The organism is Pseudomonas sp. H1_F01 (assembly GCF_054681425.1).
This window is the reverse complement of sequence record NZ_CP162823.1, coordinates 317,965-338,606: the sequence shown is the minus strand read 5'-3', so window position 1 is coordinate 338,606 and position 20,642 is coordinate 317,965. Positions and strand designations below refer to the sequence as shown.

Annotated in this window: 14 protein-coding genes; 8 read left to right on the top strand and 6 right to left on the bottom strand. The window is 60.4% G+C overall.

Going from position 1 to position 20,642, the window contains the following annotated elements; all coding sequences use genetic code 11:
• Positions 1–11 precede the first annotated feature (11 nt).
• The 8 genes from AB4O09_RS01510 (at position 12) to AB4O09_RS01475 (ending at position 12,580) form a co-directional block, all read left to right on the top strand.
• Entirely contained in the window at positions 12–446 is a 435-nt protein-coding gene (locus AB4O09_RS01510) for a DcrB-related protein (RefSeq protein ID WP_003206943.1), read from the top strand.
• 12 nt (positions 447–458) lie between these two features.
• The gene (locus AB4O09_RS01505) at positions 459–4,898 is read left to right on the top strand and encodes an RHS repeat-associated core domain-containing protein (protein ID WP_460107890.1); all 4,440 of its coding nucleotides are present in this window, start codon (positions 459–461) and stop codon (positions 4,896–4,898) included.
• Position 4,899: 1 nt separating this feature from the next.
• Positions 4,900–5,178, top strand: a complete 279-nt coding sequence (locus AB4O09_RS01500; protein ID WP_003206947.1) for a hypothetical protein — start codon at positions 4,900–4,902, stop codon at positions 5,176–5,178.
• Positions 5,179–5,262: 84 nt separating this feature from the next.
• Complete coding sequence (locus tag AB4O09_RS01495; RefSeq protein ID WP_223471313.1) at positions 5,263–9,672, top strand: RHS repeat-associated core domain-containing protein; 4,410 nt, start codon at positions 5,263–5,265, stop codon at positions 9,670–9,672.
• Positions 9,673–10,143 (top strand): hypothetical protein, encoded by a 471-nt coding sequence (locus AB4O09_RS01490; RefSeq protein ID WP_028237770.1) that lies wholly within the window; start codon positions 9,673–9,675, stop codon positions 10,141–10,143.
• 207 nt (positions 10,144–10,350) lie between these two features.
• Positions 10,351–10,761, top strand: a complete 411-nt coding sequence (locus tag AB4O09_RS01485; protein ID WP_123351271.1) for an SMI1/KNR4 family protein — start codon at positions 10,351–10,353, stop codon at positions 10,759–10,761.
• A gap of 253 nt (positions 10,762–11,014) precedes the next feature.
• Positions 11,015–11,680, top strand: a complete 666-nt coding sequence (locus tag AB4O09_RS01480) for a hypothetical protein (protein WP_027912819.1) — start codon at positions 11,015–11,017, stop codon at positions 11,678–11,680.
• A 540-nt stretch (positions 11,681–12,220) separates the two neighbouring features.
• Complete coding sequence (locus AB4O09_RS01475) at positions 12,221–12,580, top strand: DUF6124 family protein (RefSeq protein ID WP_027912821.1); 360 nt, start codon at positions 12,221–12,223, stop codon at positions 12,578–12,580.
• Between the two features lie 211 nt (positions 12,581–12,791).
• Here the strand turns inward: AB4O09_RS01475 and AB4O09_RS01470 are convergent, their stop codons facing one another.
• From AB4O09_RS01470 to tssJ, 6 genes are read right to left on the bottom strand one after another with little or no spacing between them, the layout of a single operon-like run.
• Positions 12,792–13,676, bottom strand: coding sequence for a serine/threonine-protein kinase (locus AB4O09_RS01470; RefSeq protein ID WP_235384573.1), 885 nt, complete (start codon positions 13,674–13,676; stop codon positions 12,792–12,794).
• 44 nt (positions 13,677–13,720) lie between these two features.
• Positions 13,721–14,446 carry a PP2C family protein-serine/threonine phosphatase gene (locus AB4O09_RS01465; protein ID WP_027912823.1) on the bottom strand — a complete coding sequence of 242 codons (726 nt, stop codon included), beginning with the start codon at positions 14,444–14,446 and terminating at the stop codon, positions 13,721–13,723.
• Positions 14,443–17,886, bottom strand: coding sequence for a type VI secretion system membrane subunit TssM (gene tssM / locus AB4O09_RS01460; protein WP_431092917.1), 3,444 nt, complete (start codon positions 17,884–17,886; stop codon positions 14,443–14,445). The genes AB4O09_RS01465 and tssM overlap by 4 nt, the downstream gene beginning before the upstream one ends.
• Positions 17,887–17,899: 13 nt before the next feature.
• Positions 17,900–18,763, bottom strand: coding sequence for a type IVB secretion system protein IcmH/DotU (icmH, locus tag AB4O09_RS01455; protein WP_027912825.1), 864 nt, complete (start codon positions 18,761–18,763; stop codon positions 17,900–17,902).
• A 5-nt stretch (positions 18,764–18,768) separates the two neighbouring features.
• Complete coding sequence (gene tssK / locus AB4O09_RS01450; RefSeq protein ID WP_414880731.1) at positions 18,769–20,100, bottom strand: type VI secretion system baseplate subunit TssK; 1,332 nt, start codon at positions 20,098–20,100, stop codon at positions 18,769–18,771.
• Positions 20,097–20,600: a type VI secretion system lipoprotein TssJ gene (tssJ, locus tag AB4O09_RS01445; RefSeq protein WP_027912827.1), complete on the bottom strand. Its 504-nt coding sequence runs from the start codon at positions 20,598–20,600 to the stop codon at positions 20,097–20,099. The genes tssK and tssJ overlap by 4 nt, the downstream gene beginning before the upstream one ends.
• Positions 20,601–20,642 lie beyond the last annotated feature (42 nt).

Genomic DNA, 20,642 nt, shown 5'->3' with positions numbered 1-20,642 from the left:
ATTTTTGCGCCATGACTTACCGCCTCAATGAATTCCAGTTCCAGCTGCCGCCCAGCGAATTGCTGGACGCGACAATCAACATCCTCAAGTTCCCCGAGCTGGGCACGTCCTTGATCGTCAGCCGCAGTTTGCTGACCGAGGGCGAGACCCTGCAAAGCAACCTCGACGACCAGCTCAAGCGCCTGGAAAAACAGGTCCAGGACCTGCGCTGCCAACCGGGCGCCACCGTGCGCGTGGGCGCCAACCAGGAAGTCGAAGCCATCGAATTGCGCAGCCAGTTCAACAAGGGCAATGAAAAGGTCTTCCAGTTCCAGTTGGCCCTGGTACTGCCCGGCACCCGCAAAATGCTTGCCCTGAGCTACGTGAAAGCCGAGAAACTGGGCGATGCCGAAGCGGCACATTGGGCAACGATCAAGGGTTCGCTGCTGTTCGACGTTCTGGCTTGATGAGCACCTTGCATGTCTGACGCACTCTGGGCCGCTCGGCTAGGCGACGCGCTGAACCACACCTCGATGATGGCCGATATCCTCGGCGGCGTCCTGGAAGTAGCCGCGAACATTGCGATCACCGCGGTAGCGACGGCTGCCGTGGTAGCGGCCACGGGCATTACCGTTGCCACTGGCGGCTTGGGTTGCTTCCTACTCGGCGCGGTGGTGGGCGCCGTGGTCGGCCTCGCCATGAGCAAGACCGGGGCCGACAAGGGGCTAAGCGACATATGCGAGGGCATCGGCAACGCCCTCTTCCCGCCCACGGTGCAGGCCAACATCCTCACCGGCTCCACCGACACCTTGACCAACAACATCCCTGCCGCCCGCGCCGCCGGAGCGATCGAGTCCCATGTCGCGCCGGCCGGCACCGAACTTGAAGCACCCGAAGCCGAACCCAGCTACCTGGACATGGCCGAGAATTTCTTCTCACAGATGTGGCGTCCCACCGTCGCCGTGCCCGCGCCCGGTGCCGTGCCCAAGCCGCTGGACATGATCATCTGCATGAAACACCCGCCGATGCCGCCGCAATTCCTGGCCGAAGGCTCGGACAAAGTCACCATCAACGGTCAGCCCGCGGTGCGCAGCGGCGACCGCAGCACCTGCGATGCGACCGTGGTGTCGGCCGGACTGATTTCCCCTGACGTGACCATTGGCGGCGGTTCGGTGGTGGTGCGCGAGATCCGCAGCGGCAAGACCCCGGGCGTCGGGCTGGCGGTCACGGCGCTGCTGATGCTAAAGGGCGGCAAGGGTAAATTCCTCAGTAACCTGCCGTGCATGTTGGTCGGCGGTGCGGCGTCGATGGCGGTCAGTAGCGCGATGGGTGCCGCGGCCAACGCCGCGATGGGCTCCTCGAACCCCGTGCACGCCGCCACCGGGGCGAAAGTGTTGGGCGATGTCGAGGAGATGGACTTCGTCCTGCCCGGCATCTTGCCGATCGACTGGCAACGCTTCTACAACAGCCGCGACGAACGCCGCGACGGGTTGTTCGGTGCCGGTTGGAGCGTGCCCTATGAGGTGCGCGTCGAAATCCTGCCCCATCCAGACGGCGGCGAAACCCTGGTTTATAGCGACGAACAGGGCCGACGCATCGACATGGGTTCCATCCCGTTGGGCGGCGCCGTGTTCAGTGCCGGTGAAGGCCTCAGCGTGCGACGGCATGCCAACGGCGAGCTGCTGATAGAGAGCGCGGACGGACTGTACCGCTTGTTCGAACCCACGCCAGCCAATGCAGCGCTGCTACGCCTGAACCAACTGGGTGACCGCAACGACAACCGTATCTACCTGGACTACGACGACAACGGACGCCTGGCGCAACTGCGTGACACCTTCGACCTGACCCGCATCGCACTGGCGTATGACGAGCGCTGGCCACAACGAGTCAGCCGGATCGACCGCCTCTATGCCGATCAACGCCGGGAAGTGCTGATGCACTATGGCTACGACGGCCAGGGCGATCTGGCGCAGGTCCGTCAGTCCAACGACCAGGTAAAACGTCGCTACGCCTACGACGCCGGGCGGCGAATGGTGGAACACCAACTGCCTACCGGGCTTCGCTGTTTCTATGAATGGGCGTTGGTTGAAAACCTGGAATGGCGCGTGGTTCGCCACTGGACCGACGCGGGCGACGCCTACACCTTCGATTACGACCTGGCCGCCGGGACCACGCGCATCACCGACGGCTTGCAGCGCATCAGCACCCGTCGCTGGGATACCCGCTATCAGATCACCGAAACCACCGACCCGTTGGATCGCACCTGGACCTTCCAGTGGAACGACGAAAGCCAGTTGCTGGGGGCGACCGATCCCAACGGCGGACAACATCAGTTCAGCTATGACGAAGCCGGGAACCTCTGCGAAACCCGCGACCCGCTGGGGCGCAGCGAGTCAACCCTATGGCTCGAACACTGGGCCCTGCCCCTGGCTGAAACCGATGCCGCGGGAAATACCTGGCAGTACCGCTATGACGCGCGGGGCAACCGCATTCGCGAAACCGACCCGCTGGGCCACGTCACCCGCTATCGCCACGACGCCCACGGCCAAGTGGTGGAGGTCATCGACGCCACCGGCAAAAGCAAGACCATGCGCTGGACGGCCCTTGGGCAACTGAGCGAACACACCGATTGTTCCGGTTACACCACACGGTTGAGCTATTGCGAGCGCGGGCTGTTGCTCAGCAGCACCGACGCACTGGGAGAGCGGACGCTTTTCAGCTACGACGACCAGGGTCGGCTGCTGAGCAAGCAACTGCCGGACGGGCGCACCGAGCACTATCAGCGTGACGCTAGCGGACAGTTGATCGGCTATAGCGACCCGGCTGGACACACGACAAATTTCCAACACACCCTAAGCGGTCAACTGCGGGTGCGCACCGACGCCCATGGCCGCCGGGTTGAGCTGAGCTACGACAACTACGGGCGCCTGCTGGCCCTGACCAATGAAAACGGTGAGCGCTACCGGTTTGCCTGGGACGCCGCCGACCGCTTGACCGCCCAACACAGCCTGGACGGCAGCCTCAAGCGCTACGCCTACGACCCGCTGGACAACGTCACCCGCGTGGAAGCGCTCGCGGTGCCCGGCAGCACCGACCTGGACCTCTCGCCCCAAGCCCCCATCATTCATGAGCTGGAGCGCGATGCGATGGGGCGACTGGTGGCGAAAGTCACCGCAGACGGGCGCACCGAGTACCGCTATGACGCGCTCGACCAGGTCAACGCGATCACCTTCACCAGCCAGACCGGTGAAGTACAAAGCCTGGGCTTGCGTTACGACGCCCTGGGGCAATTGATTACCGAGCAAGGCTGGGCGGGGAACCTCGAACATCGCTATGACGAACTGGGCAACCTGACCCAGACGCTGCTTCCCGACGGTCGTTGGCTGAACCGCCTGCACTACGGCAGCGGTAACCTGCACCAGATCAACCTCGACGGCCAGGTCATCAGCGATTTCGAACGCGACCGCCTGCACCGCGAAGTGCTGCGCACCCAGGGGCGCCAGAGCACCCGCAGCGAATACGACCGCAGTGGCCGCCTGCGGGCCCGTCAGCGGCGGCAACAGGGTCAGTCCACGCTGCTGCCGCCCGTGGCGCAATCACTGTTTGGTTATGACGCCAGCGATCAGCGAGTGGAGCGCTTCGACAGCCAGCCCGAAGCGTCCCATCGCCAATTGCTGCACTATGACGCCACCGGCCGCATTCTCGCCAGCCAGGACAACCTTCAAGGCCAGCGTGAAAGCTTCGCCTATGACCCGGCCGCCAACCTGCTGGACGGTCTGGGCACAGGCCAGGTCGCGCATAACCGCTTGTTGACCTACCAGGACAAGCGCTACCGCTATGACGGTTTCGGTCGCATGGTGGAAAAACGCAGCGCCCGCCGTGGCGTCCAGCGTTTTCGCTACGATGCTGAACAACGCCTGGTGGAAGTGCGCAACGATAACGGCTCGGTCGTAAAAATGACCTATGACCCGTTGGGTCGACGCATCGAAAAAGCCGAGTACGACCGCCACGCCACGCTGCTCAACCGCACCCGTTTCACCTGGGATGCGCTGCAACTTTTGCAGGAACACCGCGACAGCCAGACCAGCCTCTACATCTACGCCGACGACAGCCACGAACCCCTGGCGAGGGTCGACGGCCTGGGCGAGCAACAGAAGGTCCGTTATTACCACAACGACCTCAACGGCCTGCCCGAACAGCTCTCGGAAGCCGACGGCCACACACTCTGGCGAGCCCGTTACCAAGTGTGGGGCAACACCGCCGAAGAGCTGCGCGAACCGTATTACATCGAAGAGCAGAACCTGCGCTTCCAGGGCCAATACCTGGACCGCGAAACCGGGCTGCACTACAACACCCTGCGTTTCTACGACCCGGACATCGGCCGCTTCACCACACCGGACCCGATCGGCTTAGCCGGTGGGCTGAACCTCTACCAGTACGCGCCGAACCCGGTGAGTTGGATCGACCCCTTCGGGCTGATGAAATGCTCGACGCCGCCCAAGGGTCGCAAGGTCAACCGAACGGTGTATCGCTTTGAAGAGCCGGGGCGGATCAGCACGACTTGGACCGCGCACAAGTGGAACGTCGCCTCCAGGCACCGTTACACCGCCCCCGGCCTGGGCGGTGTCTATGGCGCCAACTCACGCAAGACAGCCATGGGCGAAGTCAATCACTGGGGCGTGGACCTGTCCACACGGGTACTGGTCAGCAAGAAAGTGCAGCTCAACAACGTCCTGGACCTGACCCGGGCCGATGTGCGCAAACAATTGGGGGTCTCCCTCAAGAGCATTACCGGCGACAAGTACACCCAGACCCATCAAATCGGCGCCTGGGCCAAGGCTAATGGTTATGATGGGATCCTGGCGCCGTCGGCGCGAAACCCGACCGGCAGCAACTTGATTTCCTTTGCAGGTTTTTAAAATGGGACTGGAAGACGAATACGTCGGCGATGCCGATTGGCAGCATTTCGTGCGGTTGTACGAAGAGGACTACCTCGACGACAACGCACGCGCGCTGGCCAAGGCCATGGATGACAACCTCGACATGGCCGTCGTGCTCTACGGAAAAAGAGGGCTCAAGGAAGGGTTCTGGTGGCTGGAACAGACCGTGCCCGCCCTGGGCAACAAACGCCCGGCCGATTGCCTCAAGACCCCGAAACTGATCAAGCGCCTGAGAATGGCCCTGATGAGCATGCCGTAACCCACAAGGACACAGATGCAATGGAAGGCATCAAATTGCTTGAACCCACATTCCCCAGCCCCCCTACCCGCCTGAGCAACGTGCATGTCTGACGCGCTCTGGGCCGCCCGCCTGGGCGACGCACTCAACCACACCTCAATGATGGCCGACATCCTTGGCGGCGTATTGGAGGTGGCGGCCAACATCGCGATCACCGCCCTGGCGACCGCCGCCGTGGTCGCGGCCACGGGCATCACCGTGGTTACCGGCGGCCTGGGTTGCTTCGTCCTGGGCCTGGTGGTGGGCACCATCGTCGGCCTGGCCATGAGCAAGACCGGGGCCGACAAAGGCCTGAGCAATTTATGCGAGGGCATCGGCAACGCGCTCTTTCCGCCCACGGTGCAGGCCAACATCCTCACCGGCTCCAAGGACACCTTCACCAACAACATCCCCTCGGCCCGCGCCGCCGGCGCTGTTGTTTCCCATGTCGCACCGGCCGGCACCGAACTGGAAATGCCCGAGCCGGAAGAAGAACCCAGTTACCTGGACATGGCCGGGAATTTCTTCTCGCAGATGTGGCGCCCCACTGTCGCCTCGCCCGCCCCCGGTACGGAGACCCGGCCGGAAGACCTGGTGATCTGCACCAAGCACCCACCCATGCCACCGCAGTTCATGGCCGAAGGTTCGGACAAGGTCACCATCAACGGCCAGCCCGCCGTGCGCAGCGGCGACCGCAGCACCTGCGATGCGACCGTGGTGTCGGCCGGGCTGATTTCCCCTGACGTGACCATTGGCGGCGGTTCGGTGGTGGTGCGCGAGATCCGCAGCGGCAAGACCCCGGGCGTAGGCCTGGCGGTCACCGCGCTGCTGATGCTCAAGGGCGGCAAGGGCAAATTTTTCAGCAAACTGCCGTGCATGCTGGTGGGCGGCGCGGTGTCCATGGCCGTCAGCAGCGCGGCGAACGCGGCCGCCAACGCCGCCCTGGGTTCGTCGAACCCGGTGCATGCCGCTACCGGGGCCAAGGTGCTAGGCGGTGACGAGGACCTGGATTTCGTCTTGCCCGGCATCCTGCCGATTGACTGGCAACGCGTGTACAACAGCCGCGACGAACGCCAAGACAGCCTGTTCGGCGCCGGCTGGAGCGTCGCCTACGAAGTCCAGGTAGAAATCCTGCCCCACCCCGAGGGCGGCGAAACCCTGGTCTACACCGACGAACAAGGCCGGCCCATCGACATGGGTTCCATCCCGTTGGGCGGCGCGGTGTTCAGCGCCGGCGAAGGCCTGGCCGTGCGCCGCCATGTGAACGGGCAATTGCTGATCGAAAGCGACGACGGCCTGTACCGTTTGTTCGAACCTTCGCCAGCCAACCCTTCGCACCTGCGCCTGAGCCAATTGGGCGACCGCAACGACAACCGCATCCACCTCGACTACGACGACGCCGGACGCCTGGTGCGACTGCGCGACACCTTCGACCTGGTGCAAGTCGAGCTGATCCGCGAAGGCGAACGCGTCACCCACATCGAACGCCTCTACCCCGACCAATCGCGGGAAGTGCTGGTCAGCTACGCCTACGACGCGGCCAACACCCTCGCCGAAGTGCGCGACGCCACCGGCCAGGTGCAACGGCGCTTCAGCTACGACGCCGGGCAGCGGATGGTCGAGCACCAGTTGCCCAGCGGCCTGCACTGCTTCTACGAATGGGCCCTGATCGACGACCAGGAATGGCGCGTGGTCCGGCACTGGACCGACGAAGGCGACGCCTACCAGTTCGACTATGACCTCAAGGCGGGCATCACCCGCATCAGCGACAGCCTGCAACGCGTCAGCACCCGGCACTGGAACAGCCAGCACCAGATCACCCAGTTCACTGACAACCTCGGCCAGACCTGGCTGTTCGAATGGAACGATGAGCGCCAGTTGCTCAGCGCTACCGATCCACAGGGCGGCCAGTACCAATTCAGCTACGACGACGCCGGCAACCTGCTAAGCGAAACCGACCCGTTGGGCCGCAGCGAATCCACCCTCTGGCTCGAACACTGGGCCCTGCCGCTGGTGGACACCGACGCCGCCGGCCACAGCTGGAAATACCGCTACGATCAACGCGGCAACTGCACGGAGGAAACCGACCCACTGGGCCACATCACCCGCTACCGCTACGACACCCACGGCCAGGTCGTGGAGATCATCGACGCCACCGGCAAAAGCAAAAAGCTGCGCTGGAACCCGTTCGGCCAATTGGTGGAGCACGTCGATTGCTCGGGTTACCCGACGCGCTTCAGCTACGACGCGCGCGGTTACCTGCAAATCATCACCGACGCCCTCGGCGAGCGCACCCAATTCCGCTACGACGCCCAGGGGCGTCTGCTCAGCAGCCAATTGCCGGACGGCCGCACCGAACACTACCAGCGCGACACCGCCGGCCAACTCACCGGCTACACCGACCCGGCCGGGCATACCACGCTCTACCAACACAACCGCCGCGGCCAGGTCCGCCAACGCACAGACGCCCAAGGCCGGCAGGTGCAGTTCGCCTACGACAGCTTCGGCCGGCTGCAAGCGCTGACCAACGAGAATGGCGAGAGCTACCGGTTTGCCTGGGATATCGGGGATCGGTTGATCGAGCAGCAGGACCTGGACGGCAGCGCCAAGCGCTACGACTACGACCGCCTCGACAACGTCGCGGCAGTGACGGCGATGCCCGCGCCCTACGGCACCGGCCTGGCGCTCGTTCCCGAAGCCCCACCGCCCCCCACCGTCCATCGCCTGGAACGCGACGCCGTGGGCCGGCTGATCGCCAAAGTCACCGACGATGGCCGTACCGAATACAGCTACGACCCGCTGGACCAACTCACCGCCGTCACCTTCACCGACCTGCAAGGCAACGCCCAGACCCTGAGCTTCGCCTACGATGCCCTCGGCCAGTTACTCGCCGAAAACAGCGCCGCCGGAAGCCTGCAACACCACTACGACGAACTCGGCAACCTGATCCAGACCCAACTGCCCGATGGCCGCTGGGTCAACCGCCTGTACTACGGCAGCGGCCACCTGCACCAGATCAACCTCGACGGCCAGGTCATCAGCGACTTCGAACGCGACCGCCTGCACCGCGAAGTGCTGCGCACCCAAGGGCAGATCAACACCCGCAGCGAATACGACCGCAGCGGCCGCCTGCGCGCACGGCAACGCCGTCACAGCAGCCAACCCTCGCTGCTGCCAGCGGCGGTGCAAAAACACTTCGAGTACGACCCCGCCGACAACCTCATCGGCAAACTCGACCAGCAACCCGCCGCGCAACAGCGCCAGCTCCTGCACTACGACGCCACCGGCCGCATCGTCGCCAGCCAGGACAGCCTGCACGGCCAGCGCGAAACCTTCACCTACGACGCCGCCGCCAACCTGCTGGACGGCCCGGCCCCCGGCGCCGGATTGGTGGTGCACAACAAGCTGCTGACCTACCAGGACAAACGCTACCGCTACGACGCCTTCGGCCGGATGATCGAAAAGCGCAGCGCCAAACGCGGCGTGCAGCACTTTGCCTATGACGCTGAAAGCCGCTTGATCGAGGTGCGCAACGGCGACGGCAGCGTGGTCAAAATGGCCTACGACCCGCTGGGCCGGCGCATCGAAAAAACCGAACACGACAGCAATGGTTACCCGCTGGGCGAAACTCGCTTCACCTGGGATGGCCTGCGCTTGTTGCAGGAACACCGCCACCAGCAAACCAGCCTGTACCTCTACGAAGACGACGGCTACGAACCCCTGGCCCGCGTCGACGGCAGCGGCCCGCTGCAAAAGATCCGCTACTACCACAACGACCTCAACGGCCTGCCGGAACAACTCACCGAAGCCGACGGACACAATGTGTGGCAGGCCACGTATCGGGTCTGGGGCAATACGCTGGAGGAAGTGCGCGAGCCGTATTACATCGAAGAGCAGAATTTGCGGTTCCAGGGGCAGTACCTGGATCGGGAAACCGGGCTGCATTTCAATACGTTCAGGTTTTATGATCCGGATGTGGGGCGGTTTACTACGCCGGATCCGATTGGGTTGGCGGGGGGCATTAATTTCTACGCTTATGCGCCGAATCCTGCAGGGTATGCCGACCCACTGGGACTGAGCTGTACCTCGGCCAAAGGATTTGCCAGAAAAAATACGATAACCCAACGATGGACTGGAAAACTAACAGGGAAAAAACCTGCTGACGTCGACGGCTACCTGACATCGCGAGGATGGACCAAAACCTATCCACAAGCCGGCAGACCGGATGCGATTCAGCACGTCCAGTATGTGCGCAGTACAAAATCCGGAGCCACCTACAAGCTTGACTACCATCCAGGCGGCAGCCCTACCCAGCCCAACATCCATGGAAATGATTATTGGAAGGTCTATAAAGTCAATAAAGCCGGCGAAGATGTTGTATTCGGCAGGATTGGACATGGTGACTTTAAAAACTATGACCTTATAAAAGACTCCCCAGTTTACGTAAACGGTACGTTAATGAACGGTGGAATTTAAATGATTGATTTTGCAGCCGACATAAAATCCAAGCATTCAATTGCGAATATTTTATTGCAAGACAATATCTCGACCTATATGAATGAACTCTATGAAAACCATAAAGTCGAGATAAAAAACTACACATTACCTGACGGCGAGACAAGAACAGCGTACATAATCGATAGTACGCTCACCCTCTCGACCCTACCTGACGGAACAATTTTCTCAATAGGTTGTAACCCGCGCTACAAAGGGCTTTACCAAAATACGCTTTCCACAGGAATGCCTTTTGACCAGATAAAAAAACTAACCGAACGCCAACGCATATTTAATGGCGTCATAATCCTCAACGAGGATTTCGGCCTCTGCTATATCTTGCCAACACCTTATGACGAGATAGCTGACAGCATCGAAAACATACCGCCGACGCTAACGCTGGATGAAATTTACATATCCGACTTTTCTTCCTGGCGTCATAAACCGCAATAACATAAACCATCAAATTATCCGTCTGAATTCCAGCTAGAAAGAGGCAGAGCGGAACGCTGGCTGAGCACAAGATTTGAGGCGAAACGCAGATCCCGTGGCGAGGGAGCTTGCTCCCGCTGGGTGGCGAAGCCGCCTCAAAAGGAACGTCATATTGAAGATTTAGTGGAAAGTCAGATCACTTCAATGCAGAACAAAAGGAGCATCCAAATGCGGCTGACCCTCAAAGAATCCGAACGCGCCCTCTCTATGCAAGAACTGAATGAGTTCCAGGAAAAATTCAATGTGGAATTACCGACAGCCTTTAAGCAATTTTATCTAAAGCACAACGGCGGCGATTTGTCTGAGAGTAGTAGCGAGAATGATTTCTTGCTGGGTGGGTTCACTCCGATCAAATACGGACAAGCCCCTATCGAAACGGTCTATCGCGACTTGACGGACGACGTTCCGTTGCTAAAACAAATGATCCCCTTTGCGTACGATCACGGTGGCAATTCCTTCCTCTTATCCGTTAAGGAAGCTGACTTCGGGAATATTTACCTGTACTTGATGGATGAAGAGGATCTGGCGTTCGTATGCGAATCATTTGAGGAGTTCCTTGCTGAACTCACAGGCCAATAGAGCCGGTGGCGTCATCGCTGGACAGGCTTACCATGCTGCCTGGAAATAACCTACCCACGAGCCTGTGAAGCGATTGCCTCACGAGGCTCGCTCAGGTCTACGTATGAGTATTGGATTTCAAGAGGACGTTACGAATCCAGAGTCATCAAAAAAGAGCCGGCCGGCCCAGTTGCTCGTTGGAAAGTCGAGATTTTGAGCGAAGAAACGCGAATCGACGCAGGCGGGAACCAGACCCAGCGAGGCATTCAAGACCATGATCTTAAAAGAAATCTACCTATACCCCGACCTGGGCGAATTCAGCGACGAAATTATTCATCCGTTTCGCGACCAAAGCCGATCGATCTGCAACTTTCTTGAGCGCCACCTGAGTGCAGAAAAATTCGAAACGCCGAACTTCAAGAAAATCTGCTTTGTCGGCACCCGCCAAGCCGTCAATGAGCCCTATGTAAACTCCAGCGGCGCGCTCATCGTCAATGTCGGTCTGGACACCGAACTGTATAAAAAATGCACATCGGTCAACGAGCTCAATGAGTTCTTTATACAACTGTTGCTGGAAGGCTTGGAAAAATGCCGCCCACACATGGCCTTGCCCCTTGATCTGCTGAAAAACGCAATGGATGAGTTCCGCCGCAACCACTATAAAAACGAGTGGACCTTCAAGCAGAAAAAAATAAAAGGGTCGGACTATGTCTGCGCCCTGGAGTGCCAGTTAACCATCGACTGCTTCCTCATGAACCTTAAGGTCTTGAGGAAAGACACACCGGTACTCGACAAAGAAATTCTGCGAACCGCGCCCGACGAAATAGCGTTCGGTCCGTACCTCAAAGACCTCAAGGAAGAAGGCGGCAGGATAAAAGTCATCGACAAGTCGGGCGTGGCCTTCTACACCACCACGGTTTCTAGCCTGGACAAGCTTTGACAGCTATCCAAGGAGCGACGTGCCGTTGGCCGACGAGCGCAGGTTAAGCGCAAATACCGTGGCGAGGGAGCTTGCTCCCGCTGGGCGGCGAAGCCGCCCCAAAACGGCCGGCGCATTCCTACAGAAAAACCGTTGCGCCACCGAGCGAGAGCACGCCTTCTCGCCCCGAATCCTGGGCATTACGAAGGCTTGTTTATTCTCCCTCCGCAACGCGTCCACCAAGCTACGCATCCTTGCGCCATTGCCTACAACTACGCCAGAATCCGCCAGCTTGTGCGCCTTGCCGACGGGCTCTATCGTTTCCCTGCCACTGCCCATCAGTGGTCGGGCTTGGCGGCCCGGTACACGAAAGGCGCAACAGCCCCTCAATAGGATTGCGATGCCTCTGGCATTGGCATTCCTATGTTATGGCGGGTTGCGCAAGGATCCCTTCGGGGATGCCGGGTTCCTTTCGTTCCGGTCCGCCAACCTTGTGTAATCCGTCACCCTATCTGCTTGGCGGCAGACGGTGATGGTTCCTCTTACGAAAGGAGCTGCACCATGTTCAAAATTACACCGAATCCCCCCGAAGCAGATCGCACCTCTGCGCCCACTCAATCCAAAACGAAGAAACAAGACGAAGCAGAAAAGCGCGCCTTGGATTACTACCTGCTACCGAAACCGGAAAAGTCCGAAGATGCATCCAAACCGGACCAGCTCTTCACCGTGGCAAAAAACGCCGACAACGAATGCCTGCTCACCAACCTCAGCGAAAACCTGGCATCCGCCGACGCGATGATCAGCAACCTGGCCTTCGACCTCGAAGGCCCCCGCCGCCACATCGCCCTCGGCATCCAGCAATTGATCGAACTGAGTTCAATGCTGGCCAGCCGTGTGCTCGATAACGTCGACCCACGATAGCCGCCACACCACCAACCCGTGGCGAGGGAGCTTGCTCCTGCTGGGTGGCGAAGCCGCCCCAAAACAGGCCGGCGCATTTCTCCGGAAAAACCGCATCAGCCGGTTTACGACGGCTGCGCCGCCGAGCGGGAGCAAGCTCCCTCGCCACGAACAGCAGTCGTAGCGATCAAAATAGGGACTAGGTTATGGCTCGTTTCACCATTCAAGAATGTCACCACCAAGACGACACACCGCTCAAGGCGTCACGCAATCGAGCTGCACTAATACGCCGCTGCCCCGGATCAAACGCCAGCGCCATCCGTAGCACCGCCCAGCAACGCCTGGGCAGGTTGCACGGTGCCTTGAGCGGGCGCTCCAACCGGGCATCGCGGGCCTGGGTGGAAGGTAACCGTCGGAACGGGTGTTGGCCGCTCGCCAGTTCATACAGCACGCAAGCCACAGCGTAGACATCAGCACCCGCTGAAAGGGGCTCACCTTCAAGCAGTTCAGGCGCCGCGTAACCAGGGGTCCAGGCGTTAAGGCGTTCACGGTTCAGGTTTGGCAGATGCTGCGAAGGCCCTTCTTCGGCCAGGCCCAAACCGAAATCGAACAGACGCAGGCCTTCTTCGCTCAACATGATGTTGCTTGGCTTCACGTCACCATGCAGTACGCCACGGCCGTGGGCGTACGCCAGGGCATCGAGCAGCGGCACGGCGATAGCCTTGAGTTCGGACCAAGGCAACCCGTGGGGCCGTTCGCAAAGCAGTTTGTCCATGGTCAGGCCACGCATCAGCTCCATGGTGATGAAGGCCCGTCGTTGGGCTGTGTCCACTTCGAAGGTGTAGGGGCGCAAAATATTCGGGTGGTGCAATCGCCGCGTCAGGGCGAACTCGCTGTAGAGCAGCGCACTCGCATCGGGTGACACGTCGAATGCCTCGCTGAGCATTTTCAAGGCAAGGTACGGATCGGGATCAGCGAATTGTTCGTGCAACAAATCCCGCGCGCGGTACACAACACCCATGCCGCCCGCCCCAAGCAAGCGTTCAAGGCGATAGCGTCCTGCGAGGATGTCCGGTGTTTCGCTGACGCAATGCTGACTGGATGTCACAGTAGACACCGCGTTGGCGAAGGAGGAATACGTGGGGTGGCTACCCTCTTCATTCACGGGCAGACCACCACGGCCGTCAGGTTATCCCGCGCCGGGCCACGCAGAACGTCGTCGAAAAGATGCTCCAACACCACGCGTGGCGAAGCCAGGTCCAAGGCACTGCCAAGGGCTTGCGCGCCAAGGCCTTGGTACAGGCCGTCACTGCACAGCAAGAACGTATCGCCCGGGTGAACATCCAGCTCCAACACCTCCAGCGTCAACTCTGGGGCGGCACCGACCGCGCGGGTCAGTGCCTTGGCCGCAGGATGGGCACAGGCCTCATCGCGACTGATGTGTTGTGTGTCGATCAGTTGCTGTTGCAGTGAATGGTCCTTGGTCAGTTGGTACAGTCGTCGACCGCGCCACAGATAACAACGGCTGTCGCCCGCCCAGATGCAGACCCCGCGGTTTCCTTCCAATAACAGCGCCACCACAGTGCTGCCGATAATGCCGGGATGATCTTCGGTGACGGTAAGTTCCTGGCTCAGTCGTCGGTTGGTCCAGCGCAGGCATTGGCGCACCGCTTTCGAACGTTCAGCCAAGTCCCGGTACAGCGGCAGCTCCGTCAGGTTGGCAACGATCAGCTGGCTGGCAATGTCACCCCCCGAGTGGCCACCCATGCCGTCGGCCACTGCCCACATCCCCTGTTGCGGGCAATCGAGAAAAGCATCCTCATTACGTGGCCGGGTCTTGCCAGGGTCCGTGCGCGCGGCGCTGTACCAGGGACCAGCCTCCATCAAAGCTGCACCGGCAGGCGAAAGGTGCGCAGCACACTCATATCGAAAGGGTTCGGCGTACGTTGGCTCGTCAACAGATAGTTGGCGCGCAGGCCACCCAGGTCCGCCTTCAATACGCGGACATCGCGCCCGGTCAGGTATTCGCTCTGCATCAGGTCGAACAACCGAAACAGCGACCACGGCCCGGTATTTTTCTCGATGCCCACGCCTCGTCCAACCATCTTGTCCAGCACCAGAAAGGTTCGACCATTCTGTGCGTCGCTTGGCCAGGTAAAAGCCACCGGCAGGATCGGACCGTGGCGGTATTCAAGCATCTGGTCACCGAAACGGAATTCAGCACGGCTTACCGCCGGGTCCAGGGTGTACGGTTCAAGCTTGAACTGTACTTGCGGCTCGGTCGGGTTTTCGGCGAAAAAGCTCCGGCGGATGGTGTGCGCGGTTGCCATTTGATCGAGATAGACCCGGGACATTGGCAAGCTCTGACCGTCGATGCTGCGCAGACGGTAGTGTCCCGCCGAGCCGCTGACGAAGGGCTGCATGTAATTTTCGAAGAATCGATCGACGATGCCCTGGTCCTTGAAGAACTCCCGGAAGTCATTGAGCGCGACGTCGCTGGCACTGTGAGCACTGAACGGGTAACGCTTGTTGATCGCCTTGCCGTAAAAGCTGTACAGCTCGCCCTGATAACGCTGGTTCAGGTAACGATAAGCATCATTGAGCACCAAGCGCCAGCTGTCCTCGGCCATCACGTTGAACCACGCACTGACCGGCTGCGGCAAGCGGGCAGACGCACCACGCAGGTGACTCAATGCATCGCGCTGGCCGCCCATGCGGTGCCTGGCCAGCTCGAACGCCGCTTGTTCCGGGGCACTGGCGCGAGCCAGGTTCGCCAGTTGCAATTGCACCTCATCAATGGCCCGCAAGGCCTGGACCAGATCAGCCGTCGGACCATTGTCCGGGTCCAGCAGGCGATGCAGCGGCTCGAAACGCCGTCGCAAGGATTTTTGCGCAGTGTCCGGCAGATTTTCGGCCAAGGACACAGAGGCTTTCCCAGCCACGGCAGCGAGTTTTGTAACGGCATGTCCACCGTTCCCTGCCGCTTGCGTCAGATCGTCGATTTGCTCGGCAACAGCCTGGATTCGAGTGTGTTCGCGCACTTGCACCAGCATCCGCAGAATCGGCGAGTGAGCCGAGGTCAGCCCCGCGAGTTGCTCGGCGCCCTCACCTGGATTACTGATGGTTTGCAGGGCGACCTGGCCAACCGCTTCGCTCCAGTGGTCGGCATAATCACGAAAATACAGCTGTTCGAGTTCGACCATCAGGCGACGCATGTCCATGCCGCTGAGGCCCTCGCCTTCACCCAGGACCCAGTTGTCCCGCAGCAACTCGGCGACCAATGCCGCACCCTGGATCGAAAAGTAGCGTTCGTAACCCTGGCGGGTATAGAAACCGGGAATCACACGGTCGGTGCCGACCAACAACGCACCTTGCGAGCCCAGGTGTTGGCTGAGTCGGTATTGCGGCAGATGGCTGGCCTGTTCATGCAGCATTCTGTACACGACGGCTGCCAGGGACTCACGGCGCAAGGCTTTCCGGGCCTGGGCCACCAGCGGTTCGTTGAGCGCATGGATAAAGGACAGCTCCAACAGGCGCTCGAGGTGGGCATTCAGGCCCTCCTGTAGCGCCGTGTTGCCAGGGTGACGAAGCGACCCATCGTTGGCCAGCCAATCCTTGAGCCAGGCAACATCGCGGCGCTCTTGCAGGCCCAGCATCAAGTAGGCGCGCAGGCTGTTGAGCAGTTGCTCACGGTCATTCCAGTTGTTGCGGACATGCGCTTCCAGCCTCTGCGCAACCTTCGGCAACAGTCGCGCCTGTAATTCACGCTCGTAGGCGTCGGTCACCGCAGGGTTGCTCGCCTCGCCCTGGTACAGGCCGACGCGTCCATGCAAAGGCACCGCCCTGTAGGGTGGGAAAACCCGGGTTGCCTCGAAACGGATATCCAGTGATTCGAGCATCGCGGTCCAGTCATCAGCATTCGCCAGGACTGATTGCTGCTGGTCCCAGCGTTGTGCCAGCGTACGCAAGCTGTCCAGTCGCTCGTGGTTGGCCGAAAAACCGTGCGCCCACAACAGCCCACACAGGCCAATGACCGTCAGCGCTCCGAAATACAAAGCTCGCTGCCCCCAATGGAGACGACGGCGCTCGCGCTGAACGAGGTCAGTCAGATCGGCTTCCGGAAAAATCACCCGGCTGATCAAGTGATGGATGAACCGCGAGCGCCCGCTGGGCGTGGTATTGGTTCGGCCCGGCGGCGATGCGCTAGTTAGATAGAAACCACGCAACGTACCGACGCTGCCGGTAAACGCCTGCTCGACCAGCAGACACAGGCCGGCACCGAGTTGTCCAAGTTGGTAAGGGAAATCAAGCATGCCGCTACGGCGCAGCGGGTCGCGCTCCTGATGCATGCGCATGATCACCTGGCTGTTGAGGCGATGCAGCAGCGCCTCGAACTCGGCACGTAACACGGCCACATCACTGCCACGCTGGTCCCGACTGAAACTTGCACCCAATACCTGGTCGTTTTCTTCGCGAGTCAACGAATCAAAGAACTCGTTGAAACCTGGCACGCCGTCCGCTTTGCTCAGGACCAGATAAACCGGGGCATCAACGTGCAGTCGCTGTTGCAGTTCCTGCAGGCGGCCACGAATCTGGCGGGCCAGCGTAGTCACTTCGTCCTCGCTGCCCAGCAACAGGACCTCGGTCGGTACCGTCACCAGTACACCGCTCAACGGACGACCGCGGCGACGCTTGCGCAGCAGTTCAAGCAATACGGCCCAGGCGCTGCTGTCGACATCACTGTCCGTTTGGGTCAGGTAGCGCCCGGCAGTGTCGACCAGCACGGCGTGCTCGGCAAAATACCAATCGCAATAACGGGTACCCGACGTGTCGCCGATTGGCTTGCGCTCAAGCTTGTCGAGAGGGAACTCCAGGCCCGAGCAGTCCAGCAGACGGGTCTTGCCGCTGGCAGGCGGGCCGATCAGCAGATACCACGGCAGATCGTTGCGCCAGCGTTCGCTGCGGCCGGGATAAAGGCTCGAGGACCTTAGCGTGGATAATGCCTGCTTGAAGCGCGAGCGCACTTCGCGCCGCTCATCATCAATCCTGGCTTGATGCAGGGCCCGAGCCTGCTCGGGGGCGTTTTGCTGGGGATTCGCGCTTGAACCACCGCGCCCATTGACGAAAACCATGGCCAGGCCCCAGCCCAGCAGAAGCACGCTGACGGTCAGCAACCGCGCCGTCGGGCTTGCCCAGAACTTGTAGTCATTAACGGCCAGGAGTGGCCCGACGAACCACACCAGCAACGCGATACAAAGCACCGCCAGCAGCGTCCAAATCCACGTCTGGCGCACCCAGGCACCGGCTTTCCTGAAAAGCAATTTCATGACACGTCCCTGTTTACGGCAGCGGCTGAGCGGCGACCGGCTCTGACAGTTGATAAGGTTGCAGTACGCTTCGGCGTTGCTCGTCCAATACCCAGGCGAAACTCGAGTACATCACCCCCAGGCAGACCAGCGTAAAAACCGCCACCGTCCAGGCCGGGACAATGCGCACCGGGCTGCGTCGCGCGCCATCGAAGCCTTCCCAGCGAGGCGACAGTTCACGAGGGATGTCACCGCGTGTCTGACTGATCAGCCGATACAGGGCATCGCGCAGACTTTCGAGCTCGAGCATCCCACGGGTCTGGACCCGATACTTGCCCTCGAAGCCCAGGGACAGGCAGAGATACAACAACTCAAGCATCGACAGGTGTTTGATGGGGTTTTTCGACAAGCGCTCAAGCAATTGAAAGACCTTCTCGCCACCGAAGGTTTCGTTGTGAAAAGTGCTGAGCAGGCTTATCTGTGACCAACCACCTCCATGGCCCCACGGTGTAGTGACGATCGCCTCGTCGATCGCTGAGCAGAGCACGTAACGCGCCGCGATCAACTGACTGTTTTCAACACCGTCCTGCAAGGCACAGGCTTCGAACTGCTCCAGGCCTCGCTTCAGTTCCCCTTTAAGGGCTTGCAGGTCCTCGCGTTCGCGGCCGTGCTTGAGTTGCACCATCTGCGACAACAATCCGGACGCCGCCGCGACCAGCGGATTAAGGCTGACATTGAGGGCCTGGGACCGCGGTAGGTGCGCGGCGTAGATCATTCGCTCTTGCAACTGTTCGAAACGTGGCGGCGCAACAGCGTCGGTCAAGGGGCCAGAAGCAGGACGTTGTCCATGGTGGTCGAGCAGGACGGTTGTTTCGTCCTGGGGATTTTCCTTATCCATTTCGTTCAATTCCTGATGGCCCAAAAATTCAGTTCAAGCTCCGCGAAATCACCGCACACATGGAACGCGAAGCCTGCCGAGCGCTTCAGTTGCGCCAGGTCTTCGGAGCTGGGTTCCAGGATGAAATAAGTTTTGTTGGCATGGAATGCGATCTGCCGCGGAGCCACGGGCAGAGGCCTGATCTTGATACCGGGCAGATGCAGGTTGACCAACTGGCGGATGCGCTCCACCGAGCCAACCTTGAGGTTCGACGGCAGTCGATGGCGCAACTCTTCGCTGTCACAGTTGGCGCTAGCCGCCAGTACGAATGAAGCCGTATCCAGCAGGGTGAGGTCCTGCATCGGCGAGACGGTGATTCCATATTGGCGCGGCTGCAATTGCAGCTCGATAGCGTGCTGCTCGAGCACCATCGACAGCACCTGGCGGATCGCTTGCATCAGGCGTCGAAAACATGCGCCCTGGTCGCTGTGCTGGTAGCGGTTGGTGAGTGGCGGGCGCTTGCTGTCACTGGAGAACGTCGCCAGTTCACCCAACAGGGCCAGTAGCATTCGGTAGAGCGTTTCGGGATGTACTTGCTCCAGGTCCAGGTAATGACGCAGCAACAGTTCGCTACGGTTGATCAGTTGCAGCATCATGAAATCGCCCACTTGCGCACCACCTGCCTTGCCATTGAAACGGATCCGCTCGGCAAGGCTGTCACCTCGATGAGCAAGCATGCCGATGATCTCCTTGAGACACGACAGCAAATAATGGGATGAACGAGCCTGGATAAAGGTTGGCACAAAGTCCGGGGCGAGTCTGATCACCCCATCAGCGGTGGTATCGAGCACCTCACAAAGCTTGAGCTTCACAAACGCATGGTCGCTCTGTTGCTCGCCCAACAGCAGGCGCAGGTTCGGCCGCCCACAACTGATCTGGCTCCCGCCGGAATCGCCGGCGTTGGAGTCGCTCACCTGCGCGTCGTAGATGGTGTAGCGCGCCAGCACGTCAGATTGCTCCTGACGACGGGACTCGATGTGATTGCCGGTCACCAACGGCAACGCGAGGTAGATCGGTGTATTGCTGGTATTGGACGGTACTTCCAGGGCCAATGGCTCGGTGTTGCCACCGAGCTCGAACAGACTGCCGTCCGGCAGGACCCCGCTGGCCTGGCTGACCACCAGTTGGCCCATGTTGAGAAATTGCAGATCGATTTCCAGCGCCAGGAATCCCCAGGCGTAACTGGCCAGCAACCGGGTACGAACCTTCAACTGGTGATCGAAATAACGATCGTTGTGTTGCAGATGTTGTGGACGCAACAACATGCCTTCTTGCCAGATGACTTTATCGTGATTCATCGGTCATCTACCTTGGCCTGTCTTTCAAGCGTGTTGGCGATCCCATCCTGGTCGAGGATCAGGTTCGCTTCGGTCAACTGCGTCGCAGCCACTGGCAGTGTGTAGCGCCAGCGGGCGTGTGGCAGGTCTCGGTACGCCGCGAGTATCCCGACGTAACGGCCATTCCCAGTGATACCGAGCCTGAGCTCGACGGTTTCACCTGGACGCAATTCCAGCTCTTCGCTGGAAATCAGATCGGGGGCCAGTGTTTCCCTCGCGCGCTCATAGAGGCTGAAGAAGTCCGAGTTTTCAAAGGCTACCGGATGCCTGAGTTCGAACAACCGCACCACCACTGGCGATGGCCGCCCATTGAGGTCGGGGTTGAGCTGATCACTGGCCGTCAGGGTGAGGGTGAGCTTGGTCATCGTCGAGAAGGGCGACAACGTGGTGCAACCGCCCAACAGCAGGGTCATGGCCAGCGCCGCCAAAGTCTTGAATACGTGCATCGTGCAGTGCGACATGGACGTCATCCGTGGTGATCGATTTGCAGGCTGGCAATCAGA

Coding starts and splice junctions, on each gene's coding strand:
- tssK (WP_414880731.1), bottom strand. CDS start 20,100: ATGAATCACGATAAAGTCATCTGGCAAGAAGGCATGTTGTTGCGTCCA.
- AB4O09_RS01500 (WP_003206947.1), top strand. CDS start 4,900: ATGGGACTGGAAGACGAATACGTCGGCGATGCCGATTGGCAGCATTTC.
- tssM (WP_431092917.1), bottom strand. CDS start 17,886: ATGAAATTGCTTTTCAGGAAAGCCGGTGCCTGGGTGCGCCAGACGTGG.
- AB4O09_RS01495 (WP_223471313.1), top strand. CDS start 5,263: ATGTCTGACGCGCTCTGGGCCGCCCGCCTGGGCGACGCACTCAACCAC.
- AB4O09_RS01485 (WP_123351271.1), top strand. CDS start 10,351: ATGCGGCTGACCCTCAAAGAATCCGAACGCGCCCTCTCTATGCAAGAA.
- AB4O09_RS01510 (WP_003206943.1), top strand. CDS start 12: ATGACTTACCGCCTCAATGAATTCCAGTTCCAGCTGCCGCCCAGCGAA.
- tssJ (WP_027912827.1), bottom strand. CDS start 20,600: ATGTCGCACTGCACGATGCACGTATTCAAGACTTTGGCGGCGCTGGCC.
- AB4O09_RS01480 (WP_027912819.1), top strand. CDS start 11,015: ATGATCTTAAAAGAAATCTACCTATACCCCGACCTGGGCGAATTCAGC.
- AB4O09_RS01505 (WP_460107890.1), top strand. CDS start 459: ATGTCTGACGCACTCTGGGCCGCTCGGCTAGGCGACGCGCTGAACCAC.
- AB4O09_RS01490 (WP_028237770.1), top strand. CDS start 9,673: ATGATTGATTTTGCAGCCGACATAAAATCCAAGCATTCAATTGCGAAT.
- icmH (WP_027912825.1), bottom strand. CDS start 18,763: ATGGATAAGGAAAATCCCCAGGACGAAACAACCGTCCTGCTCGACCAC.
- AB4O09_RS01475 (WP_027912821.1), top strand. CDS start 12,221: ATGTTCAAAATTACACCGAATCCCCCCGAAGCAGATCGCACCTCTGCG.